Consider the following 22,521-nt stretch of genomic DNA (forward strand, 5'->3'; position numbering starts at 1 on the left):
ATGGGTTTCCGCAACATATCGGCGTGGTCAATCCGCAACCCGGTACCGCCACTGGTGCTGTTCCTCGCGCTGACGCTGGCGGGGATCGTCAGCTTCATGCGGATGGACGTGAACCAGGATCCGGACATCGAATTTCCGGTGGCGATCGTCGTCATCAGCCAGCCGGGCGCCGCCCCCACCGAACTCGAAACGCAGGTGACGCAGCGGGTCGAAGCCGCCGTGCGCGCCTTGCAGGGCATCGACCAGATCGAATCGAGCGTCACCGAAGGCAGCTCGACCACCGTCATCCAGCTCGATATCGGCACGCCGATCGACCGCGCGGTCAACGACGTGCGCGAGGCGGTGAACCAGATTCGCAGCCAGTTGCCCGACGGCATCCTCGAACCGCAGGTCTATCGCGCCAACACCACCGATTCGGACATCGCGTCATGGACCGCGATCGCCGACGACATGACCCCGGAACAGCTCAGCTGGTACGTCGACAATACCGTTGCCAAGGAATTGCTGGCGATCAGCGGGATGGCGACCGTCGAACGCGTCGGCGGCGTCGACCGCGAAATCCGCGTCACGCTCGATCCGGCACGGTTGCAGGCGCAGGGGCTGACCGCGAGCCAAGTTAACCAGGCGCTGCGTCAGGTCAATCTGAACGCCGCGGGCGGACAGGCGGAGATCGCCGGATCGCAGCAGTCGGTCCGCGTGCTGGGCAATGCCGCCACCGCCTATGCCCTGTCGCAGACGCAGGTGCCGGTCGCCGGCGGGCGGTCGGTGCGGCTGGCGGATATCGCCGATGTCCGTGACGCCTATGCCGAACCCAAGAGCCGCGCTGAATATAATGGCCGCGCGGTGCTGGCGTTCGACATCAAGCGCGCCAAGGGTGCGTCCGACGTCACCGTGTTCCACGAGGCGGAAAAGCGCCTCGCCGACCTTGAGAAGCGCAACCCGCAGGTCCGTTTCGCGCTGTTGTCCAATTCGGTGAAGTTCACCGAAATCCAGTATCATTCGGCAATGAACGCAATGGTCGAGGGCGCGCTGCTCGCGATCATCGTGGTCTTCATCTTCCTGCGCGACTGGCGCGCGACGCTGATCTCCGCCCTCGCCATCCCGCTGTCGGCGATCCCCGCCTTCTGGTTCATGGAGATGATGGACTTCACGCTGAACCAGATGACGCTGCTGGCGCTCAGTCTGGTCGCGGGCGTGCTGGTCGACGATGCGATCGTGGAGATCGAGAATATCGTGCGCCACATGCGGATGGGCAAATCCGCCTATCAGGCGTCGATCGACGCGGCGGACGAGATCGGCATCGCCGTGCTGGCGACGACCATGGCGATCGTCGCCGTCTTCCTGCCGGTCGGGCTGATGCCGGGCATTTCCGGCCAGTTCTTCAAGAATTTCGGCCTGACCGTCGTCGCATCGGTGCTGATGAGCCTTGCCGTCGCGCGCCTCATCACGCCGATGATCGCCGCCTATTTCCTGAAGGCGCACGGGTCGGCCAGCCATGGCGAGGGCTGGCTGATGGACCGTTACATGGGCGTGCTGCGCTGGACGCTGCGTCACCGCTGGTCGACGATCGTCGGCGCGGTCGCGGCGCTGGCGCTGACCGTCGTCATGTTCATGATCCTGCCGCAGACGTTCCAGCCGCCGCAGGATCGCGAACGGGTGACCGCCAGCGTCGAAATGGTGCCGGGCACCACGCTGGAACAGACCGCCGCCGTCGTGAAGCGGGTCGAGACGTTGCTCGCCGGACAACCGCTGGTGAAGTCGGTCTATTCGTCGAGCTATGCCGGCAATGGCCGCGTGACCGCCGAACTAATCGACAAGCCGAGCTTCGGCGAACGCGTGCGCCACACTTTCGGCCTGCTCGACGATGCGTCGTACGATGCGATGCGGTCGGTCAAGAGCACCGAGTTCGAACGTGGCCTCGCGCCGCAGTTGGCAGCGATCCCCGATGCGCGGGTGTCGTTCCGGTCGCAGTTCGGCTGGGGCGGCAGCAGCCGCGACCTGTCGGTCACGCTGGGCGGTGATGATCCGGTCAAGCTGAACGAAACCGCGAACCAGCTGGTCAAGGAGATGGAAAAGCTGCCGATGATCGTCGCACCGCGCGTGTCGGGCGACCTGAAGCGGCCGGAAATCATCATCCGCCCACGCAGCGACCTGGCCGCCAGCCTCGGCGTGACCACCGCCGCGCTGTCGGGCGCGATCCGCATCGCGACGCTGGGTGACATCGACCAGAACAGCGCGCGCTTCTCGCTGTCCGACCGGCAGATTCCGATCCGCGTCGCGCTGTCGCGCGATGCCCGCTCGCGGCTGTCGACGATCCAGAACCTGCCGGTGCCGACCGCGACCGGCGGATCGGTGCCGCTGTCGGTGGTGGCCGATATCGGCTTCGGCGCCGGCCCGACCAAGATCGACCGGATCAACCAGCAGCGTCGCCTCGTCGTCGGGGCCGATTTGGCGCCCGGCGTCGTGACCGGCGTCGCGCAAAAGGCGATCCACGACCTGCCGACCATGAAGAACCTGCCGCTGGGCGTCACCGAACTGACCGTCGGTCAGGCGAAGTGGCAGGGCGAGATGATCCAGAACTTCATCGTCGCGGTGATCTCCGGCATCTTCCTCGTCTTCGGCGTGCTGGTGTTGCTCTACAAGCGGGTGATGCCGCCGTTCGTGAACATGGGGTCGCTGTTGCTGGCCCCGCTGGGTGGGCTGCTGGCGCTGTGGGTGACGGGCAATCCCATCTCGATGCCGGTCTATATCGGGCTGCTGATGCTGCTCGGCATCGTCGCCAAGAACTCGATCCTGCTGATCGACTTCGCGCTGGAGGAGATGGACAAGGGCGTCGACAAGGAGGTCGCGATCCTCGACGCCGGGCACAAGCGTGCGCAGCCGATCGTGATGACCACGGTCGCGATGGTCGCGGGCATGGTGCCGACCGCGCTGGCGCTGTCGGGCGATTCGTCGTTCCGCGGGCCGATGGGCATCACCGTGATCGGCGGGCTGACGCTGTCGACGCTGCTGACGCTGCTGATCGTGCCGGGCGCGTTCAGCCTCGCGGTCGGGCTGGAACGCTGGGTCGGCCCGCGCCTTTCGCGGCGGCTGCTCACCTATCGTCCGGGCGATGCCGACGGGCTGGCGATCGACCACAAGCCGGGCGCACCGTTGCCGCCACCGGGCGACGGGCCGAAGTCGCTGCCGGCGGCGGAGTGATGTAACTACCCCGTTCGGTTCGAGAAGCGTCTGTCGAGAATGCGGTGCCTGGAGGCGGCCGGTTCTCGACAAGCTCGAACCGAACGGCGGGCCAGTATTTCTTCACGCCAAAAGCGTCACCCCAGCGGAGGCTGGGGTCTCTCCGTGATGGCGCGGGGCAGGAGCCGCAGGAGACCCCAGCCTTCGCTGGGGTGACGGCTGAGGCTGAAAGGTGACGTTCTGCGCGAGGTAACGCTCGCAGTCACCGATTTCGCTTACCCGCGCCTACTTCCCGCCCCCACCCTATTGAACTTTCCCCGCGCCCGGCGATTGTTTCGGGAATGGCATTATCCCCAAGCATCGTCCGCGGCAGCGATGCGGTTCCCGTCGGGCTTACCCGGATGCGACGTCTCGCCACGTTCATGCTCGTGGCGATGGCAGCGCTGTTCCTGTTGTCGCGGCGGATGGAGGGGGTGCATCCCGCGTGGGGCTTTGTGCAAGCCTTTGCCGAGGCGGCGATGGTCGGCGGCCTTGCCGACTGGTTCGCGGTCACCGCGCTGTTCCGCCATCCGCTGGGCCTGCCGATCCCGCATACCGCGATCATTCCGCGCAACAAGGATCGGATCGGCGATACGCTGGCGCTGTTCCTGCGCGACAATTTCCTGACCGCGCATGTCGTCGCCCGGCGGATGCACCGGGTCGATGCGGCCGGTGCGGCGGGCAAGTGGCTGAGCGATCCGGCGGCGCGCAGCGGGCGGCTGCGCCACGGGGCGTCGCGCCTCGCGGTCAACGTGCTCGAAGGGCTCGACCCCGATCAGTTCGGCACGATGGTGCGCGGCGCGCTGGCCAATCGGCTGCGGGCGATGCAGGTGTCACCCGCGCTCGGCCGCACGCTGGAGGCGGCGATCGCCGACGACCGGCATTTGCCGCTGGTCGATGCGATCATCCGCTGGACGTCCAAGACGCTTGATGCAAACGACGACCTCGTCCGCGCGATGGTGCAGAAGCGCGCCGGCGCGGTGCTGCGCTGGACCGGGCTGGACGAAACGCTGGCGACGTCGGTGGTGAAGGGGCTGCACAAGATGCTGGCCGAGGTGGCGGAGGACCCCGCCCACCCCTTGCGCGCCAAGGCCAACGAAGGGCTCGCGCTGCTGGCACACGACCTGCAGCATTCCCCCGAGATGCAGGCGAAGGTCGAGCGGCTGAAGAACGACCTGATCGACAACCCCGCGCTGGCCGGCTGGTGGATGGGGGTGTGGGAAAAGATCCGCGGCGGAATGCTGAACGCCGCGCGCAACCCCGACCGGGCGCTGGCCGGGCCGATCGGCGATGCGTTGCGCCAGCTCGGCCAGACGCTCCAGTCCGATCCGGTGTTGAAGGCCAAGGTCAACCGCTTCGTCCGTCGTGCGGTCGTCGGCGCGGTAGCGGACTATGGCGACGGCATCGTCCGGCTGGTGTCGGACACGGTGCGCGGCTGGGATGCGCAGACGATCACCGGGCGGCTGGAAAATGCGGTCGGGCGCGATCTGCAGTTCATCCGGATCAACGGGACGCTGGTTGGCGGCACGGTCGGGCTGGCGATCCATGTCGTGGATGTGTGGTTGTAAGGGCGGTCGACAATCGGGTTGTCACCCCGGGCTTGACGCGAGGTGACGATGGAGTCTGTGTATTGCCGCATCTTCGATCGTTTCGCCCCCGTGGCTTGAGCCCCGCACCGGCTGCGCTATAGGCGGGCGATGGTTCGCCTTTCGTTCGCCGGCCACGTCTTCGACGCCCTGTCCGCCGGTGCCCTCTACTGGCCCGATCGACGTGCGCTGCTGCTCGCCGACCTGCATTTCGAAAAGGCGAGCTGGTACGCCCAGTTCGGGCAGATGCTGCCGCCCTACGACACGCTGGAAACGCTGGCAGGGATCGAAACGGTGGTGGCGCGGACGCAGCCGGCGGAAATCTGGTGTCTGGGCGACAGTTTCCACGACGTTGGCGGGTGCGATCGGCTGTCGGAGGAAGCGCAGGCGCGGCTGCGTGCGCTGACCGGTGGCGCCGACTGGACCTGGATCACCGGCAACCACGATCGGGTCGTCGCCGATCATTGCGGCGGGCGGGTGGTCGATGAAGCGGTGGTCGACGGGCTGGTGCTGCGCCACGAAGCCGATCCGAGGGAGCTGCGGCCCGAGCTATCGGGGCATTTCCACCCCAAGCTGCGGCTGAAACTGCGCGGACGTGGCGTGTCGCGGCGGTGTTTCGTGGCGACGGCACGCAAGCTGATCCTGCCGGCGTTCGGGTCGCTGACCGGCGGGCTGGATGCGCAGCATCCCGAGATCGTGCGCGCGGTCGGCGGCGGGGCCGAAGCGCTGATCGCGCTGGAGGACCGGTTGTTGCGGTTCAAGCTGGCGGCGTAGGCGGCTGTTGCCGACTCACGCCGTACCCCGGTGGGGCGGGGTTCAGTTGGGAGACGTCGGCGACTCCATCGACAGCGCTTCCCAACTGGCCCCCGGCCTTCGCCGGGGTACGGTGGTGGCTTGGCCACTCGCAAATTACCTTCCGCCGACCGTACCCCCGCGCAGGCGGGGTCCAGGGTTACGGATGGCGACACTCGTGGCTCTGGATCTCCGCCTGCGCGGGGATACCGGTAGGCAGCGCGATGGCACTGCCCAGCGTGGTCTGTATTTCGGCTTTCGAGGGATACGCTGCTGAAACGCCGTACGCCGGAGAAGTGTCGCGTTGGCAGTGTCGCCTCCGCGGCCTTCCCTACAACCCCGACGCGAAACTCAGCTCGAGCTCTTTCGCATTCGCCGGCACGTCCAGCGCCGCGCTGTTGAACGTCAGACTGCCACTCGGGCCGATCGCCCGCGTCTGCGGCTTGATCGTCCAGCTATAGACTTCGCGGTTCTGGCTGTCCTTCAGCACCGCGCGGATGTCGGGAATGCGCTGGCGGGTGCCGGTTTCGTTGAGGATTCGCCCCGACACCGCGAACAATTCGTTGCCACTCGACAACAGTCGACGTTCGGGGGTGTTGATCGCGAATTTCAGCGCGCTGTCGGCGCTCGACGCGACGGGCAGGCCCAGCTGTTCGGCGATGCCCGGCGTACCGGTGTAGAGGATACCGCCACATGCCGCGAGCATCGCGACGCCGGCGGCGACCGCCATCGCGGTGCGGCGGCGCGCGGGATTGCGGCGCGGCACGAACGGCGCCTGATGCGCAAAGGCGTTGATCTGTTCACCGCGCTCGGCACGCTCGGCCTCCGGATCGACATAGCGGCGCGGTTCGGCGGTGCGGGCGCGCAGCGGGGCGGCGCGCGGTGCCTCGACATAAGGCGCGTCGGCAGGTGGCTCGACCGGGGCCGGGCGGGCGCGGGGGGCGTCGGCTTCGGCCATCGCCGGCTGCGCGACGCGGGCCGGTTCGGGCGGCGGCGTCACTGCGGCGGTGGTGCCGAGGTCGAGCATCGCCGGCGGCTGGAACCAGCTATGCCGGCATCCGGCACAGCGCACCGTGCGCCCCGCCGGTCCGATCGCCGAATCGGCGACCAGATAGCGCATATGGCATTGCGTACATTCGAGGATCATCGCGTCCCCTGCCCCCCGGATGGGTCGCGCCGGGCCGCCGATGCGGGGCCAACGGGGCGCGACGAATAATAGCGTTGAATCTACGGCGGACCGGGCATCGATGGCAAGGCGCGATTGCGTGCCGCTTGAGACAATCGCGGCCATGTGCGATGGGCGATGGACCGGTGGAAGCAAGGGCGTTCGTGGCCAGCATCGTTCAGTTCGAAAATGTCGGCCTGCGCTATGGCCAGGGGCCGGAAACGCTGAGCGACGTCAGCTTTTCGCTGCACGCCGGCACCTTTCATTTCCTGCTGGGACCATCGGGTGCGGGCAAGACGTCACTGCTGCGCCTGCTCTATCTGTCGCAGCGGCCGAGCCGCGGGGTGATCCGGCTGTTCGGCGAGGATATGGTGACCTCGCCGCGCGGGCGGCTGCCCGGCTTTCGCCGGCGGATCGGCGTGGTGTTCCAGGATTTCCGGCTGGTCCCGCATCTGTCGGCGCGCGACAATATCGCGCTGCCCCTGCGCGTCGCCGGCATGCCCGAGGAAGATATCGCCGAGCCGGTGGGCGAGATGCTCGCTTGGGTCGGGCTGACCGACCGCGCCGATGCTCGTCCGCCGACGCTGTCGGGCGGCGAGCAGCAGCGGGTGGCGATCGCGCGTGCGGTCATCAACCGGCCCGAAATCCTCGTCGCCGACGAACCGACCGGCAACGTCGATCCCGACATGGCGGAACGGTTGCTCAAGCTGTTCGCGTCGCTCAACCGCCTCGGTACGACGGTAGTGATGGCGACGCACGACCATCATCTGCTTCACCGCGTGCCAGACGCCCGGCTGATGCGGCTGGAGCGCGGACGGCTGGCCGACCCGACCGGCATGCTGCGCTACCCCCCGGCGACGCCATAATGCGGCGCGCAGGGGTACAACCGCTGCTCGACGACCGGCAGGGGCGGCGGGCGATGGTGTGGATCATGGCGATCATGATCTTCCTGACGACGCTCAGCGCCGCGCTGGGCCTATCGACGCGCAATGCCGGCGCGACGCTCGACCGACAGCTGGCGGCACGGCTGACGGTGCAGGTGATCGAGGGGGACGCGGCGACCCGCGATGCGGAGACGGTGCGGCTGCTCGCCCGGCTGAAGGCGTCGGCCGATGTAGTGCGTGCCGCCGAGGTCGATCGCACGCGGCTGGCCGAGTTGCTGCGGCCATGGCTGGGCGAGGCGGGGCTCGACGCCGACCTGCCGATGCCGGCGATGATCGATGTCGATCTGCGATCGGGCGACGATGCCGCGGTGGCGCGGGTCGAGGCGCTGGCCAAGAGCGTCGGCCCCGGCATCCGCGTCGATCGCCACGCCACCTGGCTGGCCCCGGTGCGCGCGTTCGTCGGCGCGATCGGGTGGACCGCGCTCGGCCTCGTGCTGGTGATGGCCAGCGCGACCGCGGCGGTCGTGCTGCTCGTTGCGCGGGCGGGGCTTGATACGCACCGCGGAACGATCGACATTTTGCACATGCTGGGTTCGACCGACCTTCAGATCGCGCGGCTGTTCCAGCGCCGCATCGGACAGGACACGCTGACCGGCGGCGCGATCGGCGTGCTGGCCGGCGGGCTGGTCGTGGCGGCACTGGGCGAACGCATGGCGACGCTCGATTCGCAGCTGGTCGACGGAATCACGCTCGCCCCGCTCGACTGGGCGGTGGTCGCGGTGCTGCCGTTCGCCTTCACGCTGCTGGCGATGCTGGCGGCGCGGGTCGCGGTGCTGCGGCGACTGGCGCGGGTGCTGTGATGCGGCGGGTCCTTGCGGTGCTGCTGCTGCTCTATGCGCTGGGCTTCGCGCTGTTCGCGGTGACGCTGCCCACGCCGCTCGCCGAGCCGCAACGGACCGACGGCGTGGTCGTGCCGACCGGCGGTCCCGGCCGGATCGAGCGCGGGCTGGCAGTGATAGAGCGCGGCGAGGCGAAGCGGATGCTGGTCACCGGCGTCGACCCCGATGTGCGTCCGGGCGAGCTGGCCGCCGCCAATGGCGCGCCGCGCCGGCTGTTCCGCTGCTGCGTCGACCTCGGCCACGAAGCCGTCGATACCCGATCGAACGCCGACGAGACCGCCGACTGGGTGCGGCGCAACCGCTATCGCTCGGTCCGGCTGGTGACGTCGAACTGGCATATGGCGCGCGCGGCGATGGAGCTGCGCCATGCGCTGGGCAATTCGGTCGAGATCGTGCGCGATCCGGTGGCGGGCAGTCCCGGTTTCGCGCTGTTGTTCGGTGAGTATAACAAATATGTCGTGCGTGGGCTGGTGATGCGATTGGGGATCGATCTGTGATCGCGTGGGTCCGTACCTGGCTGTTCCGCATCCTGTTCTATGGCGCGTCGGTGCCGATCGTGCTGAGCGCGCCGCTGTCCGCGCGGTTCGGGCGCGACGCGATGCACACCCATGCCCATGCCTGGATCGCGGTGCACCGTTTCCTCGCGCGCTGGATATTGGGCGTGTGGGTGCGGGTGGAGGGGACGCGGCCGCCGGGCACCTATCTGTTCGCGGTCAAGCATCAGGCGATGTTCGAGACGCTGGAGATGGCGCAACGGATCGACGGCCCGCTGATCGTGATGAAGCGCGAACTGATCGACATGCCCTTCTGGGGCCGAACGGCGCGGGCGTACGGCGCGATCGGCGTCGACCGCGATGCGTCGTCCAAGGCGCTGCGGGTGATGCTGAAGGAAGCGGCGGTCGCGCGTGCCGAGAACCGGTCAGTGCTGATCTTTCCCGAAGGCACGCGGGTGGCGGTAGGCGAGGCCCCGCCGCTGCGATCGGGCTTTGCCGGGCTGTACAAGGCGCTGAACATGCCGGTCGTACCGGTCGCGCTCGACAGCGGCCATTGCATGCCGCGCAAGGGGTCGAGCCGGGCGGGGGTGATTACGATCCGCTTCCTCGATCCCATCCCGGCAGGATTGCCGCGCGAGGAGATCGAGGCGCGGGTGCACGCGGCGATCAACGCGCTGGAGCCGACGGCGGGGTGACCGTTTTGGATAGATTGCGGACGTTAGAGGATTACCCCTTGCCGGTATGCGAGTTTTGCGCTCCCCTGCGCCTTCGTGCCGCGCATCGTCACTTCCAGGCTAACTTGATGCCGATCAATGCGGGTCAGCAGTACTCCAAGGCAGTCATATTTCCTCATGTCCGGACCAGCGTTGGTTTCGACATGAAGCTCTAACCGGTTCGGGTGGGGTCCATAGTTTCGGACGACGGCATCGGACCCGTAGAAACGCTCGACCACCTCTTTGATGAACCCTCGCTCCTCGTCTTGGAGCGGAGCAGGAATTCTGGCAGGGATTGGCGGGGATGCAGCAGGCATGTGGGTAGGCTAGCCGCATGGCGAATGTCCGCAAGTGGGCATGAGCGGATGTCCTCACTTGCGGGGCCGAGCAATGGACCCCAAGTACCCCTCACCCCGCCGCCTTAGCCCGTGCCCGATAGGCATGCAGCAACGGCTCGGTGTAGCCGTTCGGCTGCGTCAGCCCTTCGAACACCAGCGCCCGCGCCGCCTGTAGCGCGAGGCCCCCCGCGAGCGGCCGGTACGCCGGGTCACCGGCATTCTGCGCGTCGACCTTCACCGCCATCCGGTCGAACGCGGCGTCAACATCGGCCGGGGTGCAGACGCCGTGCAACAGCCAGTTGGCGATATGCTGCGACGAAATGCGCAGCGTCGCGCGGTCCTCCATCAGGGCGACGTCATGGATATCGGGCACCTTCGAACAGCCTATCCCCTGATCGACCCAGCGCACGACATAGCCGAGGATACCCTGTGCATTGTTGTCGAGTTCGCGCGCGACCTCCGCGGCATCCCAGTTGCGCCCGGTGGCGAGCGGCAGCGTCAGCAGCCGCCCGAGCGACGCCACCGGCTCACCTGCCCGGTCCGCCTGTCGCTGCGCAACATCGACCGCATGATAGTGCAACGCGTGCAGCGTCGCGGCGGTCGGCGACGGCACCCATGCGGTGCTCGCCCCGCTCCGCGGATGCGCGATCTTCTGATCGAGCATGTCGGCCATCCGGTCGGGCGCGGCCCACATGCCCTTGCCGATCTGCGCCCGCCCGCCCAGACCGCAGGCGAGCCCGATCTGCACGTTGCGATCCTCATAGGCCGCAATCCAGTCGGCGCCCTTCATCTCGCCCTTCGGGATCATGGGTCCGGCCTGCATCGCGCTGTGCAGTTCATCGCCGGTCCGGTCGAGGAAGCCGGTATTGATGAACACGATCCGGTGGCGCACGGCATGGATGCACGCCGCCAGATTGGCCGAGGTTCGCCGTTCCTCGTCCATCACCCCGACCTTGATCGTGTACCGCTGCAGGTGCAGCAAATCCTCGACCGCATCGAACAGCCGGTCGGTGAAGGCGACCTCGTCCGGCCCGTGCTGCTTGGGCTTGACGATGTAGATCGATCCGGCGCGGCTGTTGGCGCGCGCGCCGTTCACGTCGGCACACGCGATCAGGCTGGTGACGATCGCGTCGAGAATGCCTTCGGGTGCTTCGCTCCCGTCGAGCAGGCGCAGCGCGGGCGTGGTCATCAGATGACCGACATTGCGTACGAACAGCAGCGACCGGCCGGGCAGTACCAGCGCGCTCCCATCGCGCGCAGTATAGCGCCGGTCCTCGGCCAACGTCCGCGTGACGCTCCGCCCGTCCTTGGCGAAGCTGGCAGTCAGCGTGCCGTTCATCAGCCCCAGCCAATTCGCATAGGCGGCGACCTTGTCCTCCGCATCGACCGCCGCGACCGAATCTTCCAGATCGCAGATCGTGGTCAGCGCCGATTCGAGCAGGATATCGGCCAGCCCCGCCGGATCGCCGCGCCCGATCGGATGGGTGCGGTCGATGACCAGTTCGATATGCAGCCCATGATGGCGCAGCAGCAAATTGTCGCCCGCGCGCCCGACGGATTGCGCCGGATCGGCCAGCAACGGCGCCTCACCGCTCCAGTCGCGCCAGCTGCCGTTCGCCAGCGGCACCGCGTCGTCGAGAAACGCCTTCGCCCGCTCGATCACGGCCGCCCCCCGCGCCGCATCATAGCCACCGGGCGCCGCGTCGCCGGGGATCGCGTCGGTGCCGTACAGCGCGTCGTACAGGCTGCCCCAACGGGCATTGGCGGCGTTAAGCAGGAAGCGGGCGTTGAGGATCGGCACGACCAGTTGCGGCCCGGCCAGCGTCGCGATCTCCGGATCGACATTCGCCGGATCGACCGTGAACGGTGCGGGTTCGTCGACCAGATAGCCGATCGATCGCAGGAATGCTTCCTGTTCGGCCGGGTCGATCCCCTGCCCCCGTCGCGCGGCGAACCATGCGTCGAGCTGCGCCTGCAGCGCATCGCGCTTTGCCAGCAGCGCGCGGTTTTCCGGCGCGAACCGCGCGAAGATCGCCGCCGTCCCTTCCCAGAAGGAATCGGCAGCAATGCCGCTGCTCGGCAGCGCATCGCCTTCCAGGAAGGCGGCCAGTTCGGCGGCGACCTGTAGCCCGGCGCGCTCGACCATTTGCGACATAATACGCCCTATCTTCCCATCGTCATCCCGGCGCAGGCCGGGACGACGGTTGTCGGGACTGAACATACCGCCTCGCCTTTCCCACCGGTAGCAACCATAGTCGAACGTCAGTCATTCTGCCGAGGAACGAATGTCCACCGATCCCGACCATGCGCTGTTCGTCGCCATCCTCGACACCGGCAGCATTGCCGCCGCCGCGCGGGTGCTCGGCATTTCGCCCGCCATGGTGTCCAAACGCCTCGCCCGGCTGGAAAACCGGCTAGGCGCACGGCTGATCGAGCGCACCACGCGGCGGCTGCATCCGACCCCGGTCGGGGCGCAGTTGCATGCCGACCTGACCACGATCCTGTCGGCGCTGGCGGCGGCGGAGGCGCGGGTGACCGGCGCGGTGGCCACCCCCGCCGGGCCGCTGCGCATCGCCGCGCCGACCTCGTTCGCGCGGCTGCACATCGCACCGCATCTCGGTGAGTTCCTGCGCGACCATCCGGCGGTCGAACTCGAACTGTCTCTGTCCGACCATAGCATCGACCTTGCCGCCGAACGGATCGATTGCGCGATCCGCATCACCGCGCATCCGCCGGCCGGCCATGTCGCACGGCGGCTGGCGGGCAATCGCCGGGTAGTGTGTGCCAGCCCCGCCTATCTCGCCGACCATGGCGCGCCCGCCACCCCCGCCGCGCTTGCCGGACACCGGCTGCTCGCCGCCGAGGGGCAATTGCCCTGGACGCTGCTGCGCCCGACGCGCCGGGCGCAGGTCGCCGGGGTCAGCCATGTTCGCACCAATTCCAGCGACATCGTCCGCGAACTGACGCTGGCGGGGGTCGGCATCGCGTTGCGATCGCTCTGGGACGTCGGCGATGCGCTGGCGGACGGGCGGCTGGTGCGGGTGCTCCCCGAATGGGAAGGGTCGAGCGATCTCGCGATCCATGCGATCCATGGCGATGCACCGCGCCCGGCAGTGACCGCCTTCGTCGACCACCTCATCGCGCAATGGTCGCCGCCACCATGGGAGACGCTTGACTCGCGGACCGCATCGGATCAAACTGGTATCAATTGATACGATTTTTGCGAGGATGCTGTCATGGAACATATGGACGTGAACCCGATGGGCCTCGACGGGTTCGAATTCTGCGAATTCACCGCGCCCGACCTCGATCGCATGGCGCAGCAGTTGGAACAGTTCGGCTTCGTCGCCGCCTCGAAGCATCCCACGCGCGACGTGGTCCGCTACAAGCAGGGCCGCATCAACCTGTTGCTGAACCGCATTCCCGACGGCCATGCTGCGGACTTTGCTGCGCAGCATGGCCCCTCGGCATCCGGCATGGCGTTCCGCGTGGCCGATGCGAAGGCGGCGTTCGACGCGGCGGTGGCACGCGGTGCCAAGCCGGCCGATTCCTCGCGCGGGGCGCTGGGCGAAGGCTATGCGCTGGAGGGGATCGGCGGGTCGCTGCTGTATCTGGTCGACCAACATGGTGCCGCCGGATCGCTGTACGACGACTGGGAACAGGTGCCGGGTGCCGTCGAAGCGGAAGCGCAGAACAATGTCGGGCTCGACCTGCTCGACCACCTGACCCACAATGTGAAGCGCGGGCAGATGCGGACCTGGTCGACCTTCTACAACCAGATTTTCGGCTTCGAAGAGCAGAAGTATTTCGACATCAAGGGCAAGGCGACCGGCCTGTTCAGCCAGGCGATGATCGCGCCCGACAAGGCGATCCGCATCCCGCTGAACGAAAGCCAGGACGACAAGAGCCAGATCGAGGAATTCATCCGCGACTATAATGGCGAAGGGATCCAGCACCTCGCCTTCACCACCGACGACATCTTCGACACCGTCGAAAAGCTGCGCGCCCGCGGCGTCAAGCTGCAGGACACGATCGAAACCTATTACGAACTGGTCGACAAGCGCGTGCCCGGCCACGGCGAGGACCTCGAACGCCTGCGCCGCAACCGCATCCTGATCGACGGCAATGTTGGCGAGGAAGGCTTGCTGCTGCAGATCTTCACCGAACCGATGTTCGGGCCGATCTTCTTCGAGATCATCCAGCGCAAGGGGAATGAGGGCTTCGGCAACGGCAATTTCCAGGCGTTGTATGAGAGCATCGAGCTGGATCAGATCCGGCGCGGGGTCATTACGGTCGACGCCTGACCCAGACCGAAGCGACGCTTCGGTCGCGGTGCAGCGCGCAGGCGCTGCCGTCGACCGGCCAGCGCGACGGAGCCGGAACACAAGGCGCGGCTTCGCCGCGACTGACGGCCCGGCGGGCTACAAAAACCACCGTCATCCCGGCGCAAGCCGGGATCCATGGTAACGACCGGTATCGAAAGAAGCGCGGCGTCGCCTATCCATGGATTCCGGCCTGCGCCGGAATGACGAAGTGATGAGGGAGAGGGTCTTGTCCGGTTCCACCTACCACCCCGGTTTCGCCAACCACGTCGCCACCGAGGCCGTACCCGGCGCGCTCCCGATCGGCCGCAACAGCCCGCAGCGCGTGCCGTTCGGCCTCTACGCCGAACAGCTCTCCGGCACCGCCTTCACCGCGCCGCGTGCCGAGAACCGCCGGTCGTGGCTCTACCGCCTGCGTCCGACCGCCAACCACGGCGCATTCGTGCCCTATACCGGCGCACCGCACCTGAAATCCGCACCGATCGACACCCCGCCCAGTCCCAACCGGATGCGCTGGGACCCGTTGCCGATGCCGGGCGAGCCGACCGACTGGGTTGACGGCCTCGTCACCTATGGCGCGACCGGCGACGTGGCGGCGCAGAGCGGGGTCGGCATCCATCTCTATGCCGCGAACAAGGATATGGACCGCGCCTTCTTCTCGGCCGATGGCGAGCTGCTGATCGTGCCGCAGCAGGGTGCGCTGGCGATCGACACCGAACTCGGTCGCATCGACGTCGCCCCGCTCCAGATCGCGCTGATCCCGCGCGGCGTCCGCTTCCGTATTCGACTGCCCGACGGAACGGCGCGCGGCTATGTCTGCGAGAATTACGGCAGCCTGTTCCGCCTGCCCGACCTGGGGCCGATCGGCGCCAACGGCCTCGCCAACCCGCGCGACTTCGAAACGCCCTCCGCGTGGTTCGAGGACCGCGACGATCCTTGCGAGGTCATCCAGAAATTCCAGGGCGGGTTGTGGACCACCATTCTGGACCATTCGCCGTTCGACGTGGTGGCATGGCACGGCAACCTCGCGCCGTGCCGCTACGACCTGACCCGTTTCAACACGATCAACACCGTGTCGTTCGACCATCCCGATCCGTCGATCTTCACCGTGCTGACCGCGCCCAGCGAGACGCCCGGCACCGCAAACTGCGACTTCGTGATCTTCCCGCCGCGCTGGATGGTGGCCGAGGACACGTTCCGCCCGCCATGGTTCCACCGCAACGTCATGAGCGAATTCATGGGGCTGGTGACCGGCGCCTATGATGCGAAGGAGGGCGGCTTCGCCCCCGGCGGCGCGTCGCTCCACAACCAGATGAACGGCCACGGCCCCGATCAGGCCAGCTATGAAAAGGCGGTTGCCGCCGACCTGCAACCGCACCGCATCGCCGACACGATGGCGTTCATGTTCGAAACCCGCCACGTCGTCCGCCCGACCGCTTGGGCGATGGCCGCGCCGACGATGCAGCTCGATTACGACGACGTCTGGACCGGCTTTGCCAAGGCACAGCTGCCCGGATGAGCGACGAACGCGTCTTCGCGACCCCCGCCGGCGTCACCATCGGCCCGCTGACCGACATCGCCGACGGCGCGGCGCGCAATTACGTCCTGCAACTGCGCGCCGGCCGCTTCCACGGCTTCGTCGTGCGCCAAGGGGCAGAGGTGTTCGGCTATGTCGACCGCTGCCCGCATATGGGCCTGCCGCTGGCGCAGACGCTCGACGCCTATCTGACGCCCGACGGCAGCGCCATCACCTGTAGCTGGCACGCCGCGCTGTTCGCGATCCGCGACGGCAAATGCCTCGGCGGCCCATGTCCCGGTCAGGCGCTGACGCCGTGGCCGGTCACGGTGCAGAGTGACGCGATCGTCACCGCCTAGGCGGCGACGGTATCCGGCAAGGCGGTCAGCGTCGACTTGCGCCCGAGCTTCCCGCCATGCTCCTGCAGCCACGCATCGGCCGTGACCCGACCGAGTTCGCGCAACGCCTCCAGCTGCGAACGCCGCGTGTCGCTCTTGCCGCTCGGTCCGCGTGCCGCCAGTGCGTGCGGCGCCTCCATCAGATGCAGGTTGGTGTCGGCCAGCGCAGTGAACTTCTCGTCGATCGGCGGCGCGCGCCGCGCGATCGACTGCACCTCGGTCAGTGCCTTCAGGTCGCGCAGCAGGCACGCGTTGAAGCCGATGTCACTCATCCGCCCCATCACCTCGACCAGCGTGTCGGGCGTCTCCTGCGCCGCGAACGGCGTGATCTGCACGATCAGCAGGTCGGTCTGTCCATGGCCGTCGAAGATCAGCGGCTCCAACGCCGGGTTCGCCGAAAAACCGCCGTCCCAATAGGGTTTGCCCTCGATCGTCACCGGCCCGAACAAATCGGGCAGGCACGCCGAAGCCATCAGCGCGTCGAGGGTGATATCGCTATTGTGGAACAAGCGGGCCGCACCGGTCGACACCCGGGTAGCGGCAATCGACAGCGGGATCGCTTGGGGATCACGCAGCAGCGAGAGGTCGAGGCTGCCCCCGACCACCCGGCGCAGCGCCGCCATGTTGCGCAACCCCGGCGACAGCGGCGCGAAATACCGCCCGACCAGCTTGCTGAATTCGAGCGAGCGGCGCAGCAAAGGCTCGAACAGCGGCGCGGTCCACAGGTCGACGTCGAACGCCTGCAACGGCGAATTGCGCGACACATTGTCCCACAGCTGCTCCAGCGCGTCGCGCGCCCCCTGCCGCCCGTCGGCGACCAGTCCGCTGACCAGTGCCGCGCCGTTCAGCGCCCCCGCCGACGCGCCGCTGACCGCCACGATCTCGACATCCTCGTCGAGCAACCGCTCGATGACGCCCCAGCCATAGGCACCATGCGCACCACCCCCCTGCAGCGCGAGGGCGAGACGAGGGGTTGTTGACGACATCGGACGGCTCCACCGGAATCGGATACGCATGTTGCAACGCAACAATGCGGGATCGTATCCTTACAGGCAGGCCGGGATCGTCACGATCGGCAACCCGCCGACGACGACCGCCGCGACGCCGACCCAGCCGAGGAGGACGGCGATCCGGTCCAGCAGGCCGGCGCCGGCGGTCCGCCGCAACCATCGCGTCAGCGCCACGCCGGCCGCGATCCCGCCTGCCCATGCGAGGACCAACAACAAGCGGTGCAGGCTGGTCCCCGCAACCATGCTCCGTTCCCACCCGGCACTGCACCCGATCCCGTGCAGGCCGTACAGCACGCCGAACGCCACCGCCCAATGGAACAGCCCGGCGGTCATCCGCAGCAGCTGTATCATGCGAACCACCCCGGCAGCGCGATGACCAGCGCGGCGACGATCCCGGCCCCGGCGGCATGATCGCTCCACAGCCGGACGATGCGCGGCTCGCCCTGCCGCTGGCCGCCGACGAACCCGGCGCTGATCCGCGCGCGCAGGAACGCCAGCATCACCACCGCCAGCGCGGCATGGAAGATGACATAGGCCGCCACCGTCGCCCCTGTCGCGGCATAGGCGTGCGAGGTCGGTGCGGGGAGCCGCAGCGCGATCAGTAGCACCATTGCCACTACGATCGCCCCCTGCCCGGCCAACGCCGCCGGCCATTGACCCCGCCGCACCGCCACTGCCGCCACGACCGCGCCGGCGATCGCCAGCACCAGCTCGAACGGTGCCCGCGCGATCAATTGCGGCGGCGGCCAATCCGGTGCCACCGTCCACAGAAACGCATAGCCGAACAGCAGCGAGGCAAAGAGCGTCCCGCTGGCGGTCAGTGCGAAGACGCTGCCCCACCATCCGGTCGTCCCGCGCGTTTCGGCAGCGATCGGCAACATCGCCCCGCCCGGCCCGGCAGGCAGCGGTCCGAAATCGCGACGCTGGCCGTTGCTCCATGCCCAGCGCCAGCCGAGCATCGCCACCAGTACGAGGAACAGCGGCGCCAGCGGATACAGCCCGGCGAGCATCGACAGGAAGAAACCGCCCAGCGTCGCGGCGGTGGTGATCGGCAGCCAGCTATTGGTCGGCAGGATCGCGATATGATCGGGCGCGCCGCTGACCATGTCGACCGCCATCGTCTCGCGCCAGCCATGGCGTGCATGGCCCAGCCACCCGTCTCCCCGCGCCAGTACCGCGGGCAGGTCGGGCCGGTCCTCCAGCGGATCACGCCCCTCGACCACCGCAAGACTTGCGAAATTATAGGCCGGCGCCGGCGTCGCCATCGCCCATTCGAGGGTACCGGCACCCCATGGGTTGCGCTTGTGCAGCCGCCCCAGCCAGATTTGCAGCGCCACGTCGATCGCGAACAGCGCGAAGCCGAACGCCATCAGGAAGCTGCCCACCGACGACAGCAGGTTCAGCCACGTCCACCCCATCCCTTCCGGATAGGTGTCGATCCGCCGCGGCATGCCCAGCAACCCGGTCAGGTGCATCAGGAAGAAGGTGAGGTTGAACCCGATCAGGATCAGCCAGAACGCCGCCTCGCCCAGCCGCATCACCCGGCCCCGCCCGGTGAAATGCGGCAGCCAGTAATAGGCGGCGGCCAGCATCGGGAACACGAACCCGCCGACCAGCACGTAATGGAGATGCGCGGTGACGAACGCGGTATCGTGCGCCTGCGCGTCGAACGGCACCACCGCCAGCATGACGCCGGTGAGGCCACCCAGCACGAAGACGATGAAGAAGCCGATCAGGTACAGCATCGGCAGCTTCAACTGCGGCCGCCCGGCCCACAGCGTGCCGAGCCATGCGAACACCTGCACCGCGGTCGGGATCGCGACCAGCGTCGATGCGGCGGAAAAGAACCCCAGTGCCATGTGCGGGATGCCGGTGGTGAACATGTGGTGGACCCACAGCCCGAAGCTGAGGAACGCCAGCGCCATGACCGCCGCGACCAGCGCGCCGTAGCCGAGGATCTTCGTCCGCGCCATGACGGGGAGGATGGTCGATACTGCGCCAGCGGCGGGCAGAAAGATGATATAGACTTCCGGGTGGCCAAACAGCCAGAACAGATGCTGCCACAACAGCGGCGACCCGCCCAGTTCGGGGGCATAGAACGGCCAGCCGAACGCACGCTCGACTTCCAGCAGGATCGATCCGAGGATCAGCGGCGGAAAGCCAAAGATCATCATTCCCGCCGTCGCCAGCATATACCATGCGAACAGCGGCATCCGGTCGAGCCGCATGCCGGGCGCACGCAGCTTCAGGATCGACACCGCGATCTCGATCGCGGCGCACATCGCCGAAATCTCGACGAAGGTGACGCCCAGCAGCCAGACGTCGGAATTGATCCCCGGCGTATAGGTCTTGCCCGACAGCGGCGGGTAGAGGAACCAGCCGGCATCGGGCGCGACCCCGGCCAGCATCGCCGCGATCAGGATGCTGCCGCCGAACACGTAACACCACCATCCCAGCGCCGACAGGCGCGGATAGGCAAGGTCGCGCGCGCCCAGCATCTTGGGCAGCAGGTACATCGCCAGCCCTTCGAACATCGGGATGGCGAACAGGAACATCATGATGCTGCCATGCATCGTGAACAGCTGGTTATAGACCGCCGGTCCCACGAACGCGCTGTGCGGCGTCGCCAGCTGCGCGCGGATCAACATGGCGAGCACGCCGCCGACCGCGAAGAAGAAGAACGCGCCGAGGATGAAACGCCGGCCCATGTCCGAATGGTTGACCGACCGCAGCTGTCCGCGCAGGCCCGGCTCGGTCCGCCAGATCGCGGTCAGTTCGCGGTGGAGCCTCAGCGCCTTCATCGTGCCCCCCGTTCGCGTGCGGTCCATCCGGCAGCGTCGTGCGCGATCACCGTGAACCCATGGTCGCGGTGTCCCGTCCCGCAATATTCGGCACATTCGCCGCGATAGAGTCCCGGCCGGGCGGCGACGATGCGCAACCGGTTGGGATGGCCGGGGATCGCGTCCATCTTGCCCGCGAGGCGCGGTACCCAGAAGCTGTGGATCACGTCGGTCGCGGTGATGACCAGGTCGACCGGGCGCCCGGCGGGGATGTGCAGCACGTTCTCGCTCACCCGCCCGGCCGGATCGCGAAATGCCCAGGCATAGCGCCGCGCCTCGACCCCGATCGTCACCGTATCGGGCGCGGGGGTCGGCAGGATACGCCCGCCGACGAACAGCGCATAGCCGAGCAGCGCCAGCAGCACCACGCTCGGCATGGCCAGGCCCAGCCCGACGATCCACGTCCGGTCGGCCACCCGGTCGTCGCGGTGCCGCCGTACCATCGCGACCGCCAGCAGCGCGAAGACCAGCCCGGCCAGCAGCACCGCGCCGCCCAGCATCACCCACCACAAGGTCGCGACCGACGCGGCATGCGGCCCGGCGGGGTCGAGTACCGACAACGGTCCCGCGCAACCGCCGAGCGCCAGCACCGTTATCCCTGCACCGACTGGGCGGCGAAGGGGGAATACGACATGGGCGAACCGGGTGGAAATGTGGTCGACGAACGGCTGGTGGACCCGATCGAGGCCAATCCGGCGTTTCACCGCACCGAATCGAAGGTCGCGGTCGCGGGGCATCCGATCCATGCGATGCTGGTCGCCTTTCCGGTGGCGCTGACCACCTGCACGTTCGGCGCCGATGCGCTGTTCTGGTGGACCGGCGACAATTTCTGGGCCCGCGCCGCGCTGTGGGCCTCGGGCGCGGGGTTCCTGCTGGGCGTGCTGGCGGGCATCGCCGGCACGGTCGAATTGCTGTGGGTGCCCGGCATCCGCGCCCGCGCATCCAGCTGGACGCATTTCATCATCGCGGTGATGCTGCTGTCGATCCTCGGCGCGAACTGGGGCTACCGGCTGAGCGCGGGATACGAACAGGCGATCCTGCCCTACGGCATCCTGCTTTCGCTGTTCGCGGTCGGCTTCACGGGCTTTACCGGCTGGCATGGCGGCAAGTTGGTGTTCGAATATCAAGTCGGGGTCGCCTCCAGCGGGAGCTGACGGTTCTGCGGGCCGTCGAGCCAGGCGGGGGTCAGGTCGGGGATCACCGGCTTGGCCAGCACCAGCGTCAGCACGACGGTCATCGTCGCCAGCACCACCGCCAGCAGCGGTTTGGACGACGGCGGGGCATATTCGCCGCGCCGTTCGCTCATTAGCACCACGACATGGCCGACCAGTGCATGCAGCGCGACCAGCAGCCCGACAGCGACCAGCTTGGCGAACATCCACGGTTCGAATACCTGCCGCAGGAAGATCAGCGCGGTCCCGGCGGCGATCGCCAGCACCGCCGCCGGGGTGACGATGCGGGTATAGCCATAATGGGTGATCCGCCGCAGCCGGGCATAGTCCGCCTGCTCTTCCGCCACGTCGTGCTTCGACAGCACCAGCGGCAGCGCGACCAGCCCGGCGCACCACAGGATCAGCGCGGCGATGTGCAGCCCCTTCACCCACGCCAGGATCATGCCGCCACCTGCGCATCCATCGCCCGCCAGCGCCGCGCCGCGACCCATGCCGCGGCGATCGCATAGGGCGCCATGCCCGGCACCCACATGATCAATCCGGCCAGTTGCTGGTCGCCCAGCGGCCCGATGCCGAACGCCAACGTACTCGACAGGTGGGTGGCATAGAGCGGCCGAGGGGCAAAGGTCAGCAGCGCGCCGAGGAACCCCATCTGCACCGCCCCGCCGGCGATTCCCGCCACCGCCTCCATCGGCGCCGCCCGCCGGACCGCCGCCCAGAAGAGCCAGCCGCTGACGAGCAGGCTGGCCTGCATCAGCCAGTACAGCCCGACATGGCCGAGTGCCGCATCGTAGAGCGCCGGCACATGCCACGCCCACAGGATCGCGGTCGACAGCGGCAGCGCGAACGCGACGCCGATCCGCAGCTTCGGCGGCCACGCGATCGCCAGCAGCGGTGCGGCGATGCCGATCAGCAACAGATGATGCACCGCCCGCGCACCGAATAGTGCGACGCTGAGCGCACACAGCGGCGACACGAACGCCACTGCCAGCGTCGCGACGCCCGCAATCCCGAACGCGCGCCGTCCAGCGGGCAACCGCACCGCCGCGACCAGTGCCGCCACCAGCAGCGCGATCAGCACCGGATCACCGTTCCACCGCGACAGCCAGTCGCCTGCGCCGGGGGCTTCCCCGCAATAGCTTCGCCGCCAGTCGATCATCGCCACCCTGTCGA

General features: G+C 67.9%; 20 protein-coding genes. 12 read left to right on the forward strand and 8 right to left on the reverse strand.

Annotated elements, in window-relative coordinates; genetic code table 11:
- From MF610_RS09775 to pdeM, 3 genes are all read left to right on the forward strand, one after another.
- Positions 1–3,201 (forward strand): efflux RND transporter permease subunit, encoded by a 3,201-nt coding sequence (locus MF610_RS09775; RefSeq protein WP_242195624.1) that lies wholly within the window; start codon positions 1–3, stop codon positions 3,199–3,201.
- Positions 3,202–3,521: 320 nt separating this feature from the next.
- Positions 3,522–4,787: a DUF445 domain-containing protein gene (locus tag MF610_RS09780; RefSeq protein ID WP_242195627.1), complete on the forward strand. Its 1,266-nt coding sequence runs from the start codon at positions 3,522–3,524 to the stop codon at positions 4,785–4,787.
- Between the two features lie 129 nt (positions 4,788–4,916).
- On the forward strand, positions 4,917–5,579 hold the full coding sequence (pdeM, locus tag MF610_RS09785) for a ligase-associated DNA damage response endonuclease PdeM (RefSeq protein WP_242195630.1): 663 nt from the start codon (positions 4,917–4,919) through the stop codon (positions 5,577–5,579).
- A gap of 349 nt (positions 5,580–5,928) precedes the next feature.
- Here pdeM and MF610_RS09790 read toward each other — a convergent pair whose 3' ends face one another.
- Complete coding sequence (locus tag MF610_RS09790) at positions 5,929–6,744, reverse strand: zinc-ribbon domain-containing protein (RefSeq protein WP_242195633.1); 816 nt, start codon at positions 6,742–6,744, stop codon at positions 5,929–5,931.
- A 182-nt stretch (positions 6,745–6,926) separates the two neighbouring features.
- On the opposite strand from MF610_RS09790, the gene ftsE reads away from it, so the two are divergent.
- Genes ftsE through MF610_RS09810 form a run of 4 tightly spaced genes read left to right on the forward strand, consistent with a single transcriptional unit; the run spans position 6,927 to position 9,734 of the window.
- On the forward strand, positions 6,927–7,628 hold the full coding sequence (gene ftsE, locus MF610_RS09795; RefSeq protein ID WP_242195635.1) for a cell division ATP-binding protein FtsE: 702 nt from the start codon (positions 6,927–6,929) through the stop codon (positions 7,626–7,628).
- A complete protein-coding gene (locus tag MF610_RS09800; protein WP_242195638.1) occupies positions 7,628–8,506 on the forward strand; it encodes a cell division protein FtsX in 879 nt (292 codons plus the stop codon). Before ftsE ends, MF610_RS09800 begins: the two co-directional genes overlap by 1 nt.
- A complete protein-coding gene (locus MF610_RS09805; protein ID WP_242195641.1) occupies positions 8,503–9,042 on the forward strand; it encodes a YdcF family protein in 540 nt (179 codons plus the stop codon). The genes MF610_RS09800 and MF610_RS09805 overlap by 4 nt, the downstream gene beginning before the upstream one ends.
- The gene (locus MF610_RS09810; protein WP_339328519.1) at positions 9,039–9,734 is read left to right on the forward strand and encodes a lysophospholipid acyltransferase family protein; all 696 of its coding nucleotides are present in this window, start codon (positions 9,039–9,041) and stop codon (positions 9,732–9,734) included. Before MF610_RS09805 ends, MF610_RS09810 begins: the two co-directional genes overlap by 4 nt.
- Positions 9,735–10,160: 426 nt before the next feature.
- Here the strand turns inward: MF610_RS09810 and MF610_RS09815 are convergent, their stop codons facing one another.
- Complete coding sequence (locus MF610_RS09815) at positions 10,161–12,236, reverse strand: malate synthase G (RefSeq protein WP_242196530.1); 2,076 nt, start codon at positions 12,234–12,236, stop codon at positions 10,161–10,163.
- A 139-nt stretch (positions 12,237–12,375) separates the two neighbouring features.
- Between MF610_RS09815 and MF610_RS09820 the strand changes: the two genes are divergently transcribed.
- The 4 genes from MF610_RS09820 (at position 12,376) to MF610_RS09835 (ending at position 16,287) form a co-directional block, all read left to right on the forward strand.
- Positions 12,376–13,302: a LysR family transcriptional regulator gene (locus MF610_RS09820; protein ID WP_242195644.1), complete on the forward strand. Its 927-nt coding sequence runs from the start codon at positions 12,376–12,378 to the stop codon at positions 13,300–13,302.
- Between the two features lie 24 nt (positions 13,303–13,326).
- A complete protein-coding gene (gene hppD / locus MF610_RS09825) occupies positions 13,327–14,394 on the forward strand; it encodes a 4-hydroxyphenylpyruvate dioxygenase (RefSeq protein WP_242195647.1) in 1,068 nt (355 codons plus the stop codon).
- A 247-nt stretch (positions 14,395–14,641) separates the two neighbouring features.
- Entirely contained in the window at positions 14,642–15,931 is a 1,290-nt protein-coding gene (gene hmgA / locus MF610_RS09830; protein WP_242195650.1) for a homogentisate 1,2-dioxygenase, read from the forward strand.
- Positions 15,928–16,287: a Rieske (2Fe-2S) protein gene (locus MF610_RS09835; RefSeq protein WP_242195652.1), complete on the forward strand. Its 360-nt coding sequence runs from the start codon at positions 15,928–15,930 to the stop codon at positions 16,285–16,287. The genes hmgA and MF610_RS09835 overlap by 4 nt, the downstream gene beginning before the upstream one ends.
- Here the strand turns inward: MF610_RS09835 and MF610_RS09840 are convergent.
- Genes MF610_RS09840 through MF610_RS09855 form a run of 4 tightly spaced genes read right to left on the reverse strand, consistent with a single transcriptional unit; the run spans position 16,284 to position 20,766 of the window.
- Positions 16,284–17,312, reverse strand: coding sequence for a patatin-like phospholipase family protein (locus MF610_RS09840; RefSeq protein WP_242195654.1), 1,029 nt, complete (start codon positions 17,310–17,312; stop codon positions 16,284–16,286). The genes MF610_RS09835 and MF610_RS09840 overlap by 4 nt on opposite strands.
- A gap of 60 nt (positions 17,313–17,372) precedes the next feature.
- Positions 17,373–17,687: a hypothetical protein gene (locus MF610_RS09845; protein ID WP_242195656.1), complete on the reverse strand. Its 315-nt coding sequence runs from the start codon at positions 17,685–17,687 to the stop codon at positions 17,373–17,375.
- Entirely contained in the window at positions 17,684–20,137 is a 2,454-nt protein-coding gene (ctaD, locus tag MF610_RS09850) for a cytochrome c oxidase subunit I (RefSeq protein ID WP_242195658.1), read from the reverse strand. The genes MF610_RS09845 and ctaD overlap by 4 nt, the downstream gene beginning before the upstream one ends.
- A complete protein-coding gene (locus MF610_RS09855; RefSeq protein WP_242195660.1) occupies positions 20,134–20,766 on the reverse strand; it encodes a cytochrome c oxidase subunit II in 633 nt (210 codons plus the stop codon). Before MF610_RS09855 ends, ctaD begins: the two co-directional genes overlap by 4 nt.
- Before the next feature lie 42 nt (positions 20,767–20,808).
- On the opposite strand from MF610_RS09855, the gene MF610_RS09860 reads away from it, so the two are divergent.
- Entirely contained in the window at positions 20,809–21,330 is a 522-nt protein-coding gene (locus MF610_RS09860; RefSeq protein ID WP_242195662.1) for a DUF2231 domain-containing protein, read from the forward strand.
- Here MF610_RS09860 and MF610_RS09865 read toward each other — a convergent pair.
- Together MF610_RS09865 and MF610_RS09870 are read right to left on the reverse strand one after the other, a co-directional pair.
- The gene (locus MF610_RS09865; RefSeq protein ID WP_242195664.1) at positions 21,300–21,791 is read right to left on the reverse strand and encodes a CopD family protein; all 492 of its coding nucleotides are present in this window, start codon (positions 21,789–21,791) and stop codon (positions 21,300–21,302) included. The genes MF610_RS09860 and MF610_RS09865 overlap by 31 nt on opposite strands.
- Positions 21,788–22,507, reverse strand: a complete 720-nt coding sequence (locus MF610_RS09870) for a cytochrome c oxidase assembly protein (protein WP_242195667.1) — start codon at positions 22,505–22,507, stop codon at positions 21,788–21,790. Before MF610_RS09870 ends, MF610_RS09865 begins: the two co-directional genes overlap by 4 nt.
- Positions 22,508–22,521 lie beyond the last annotated feature (14 nt).

The organism is Sphingomonas hankookensis, from assembly GCF_022664465.1.
In the GTDB taxonomy this organism is placed as follows: domain Bacteria; phylum Pseudomonadota; class Alphaproteobacteria; order Sphingomonadales; family Sphingomonadaceae; genus Sphingomonas; species Sphingomonas hankookensis.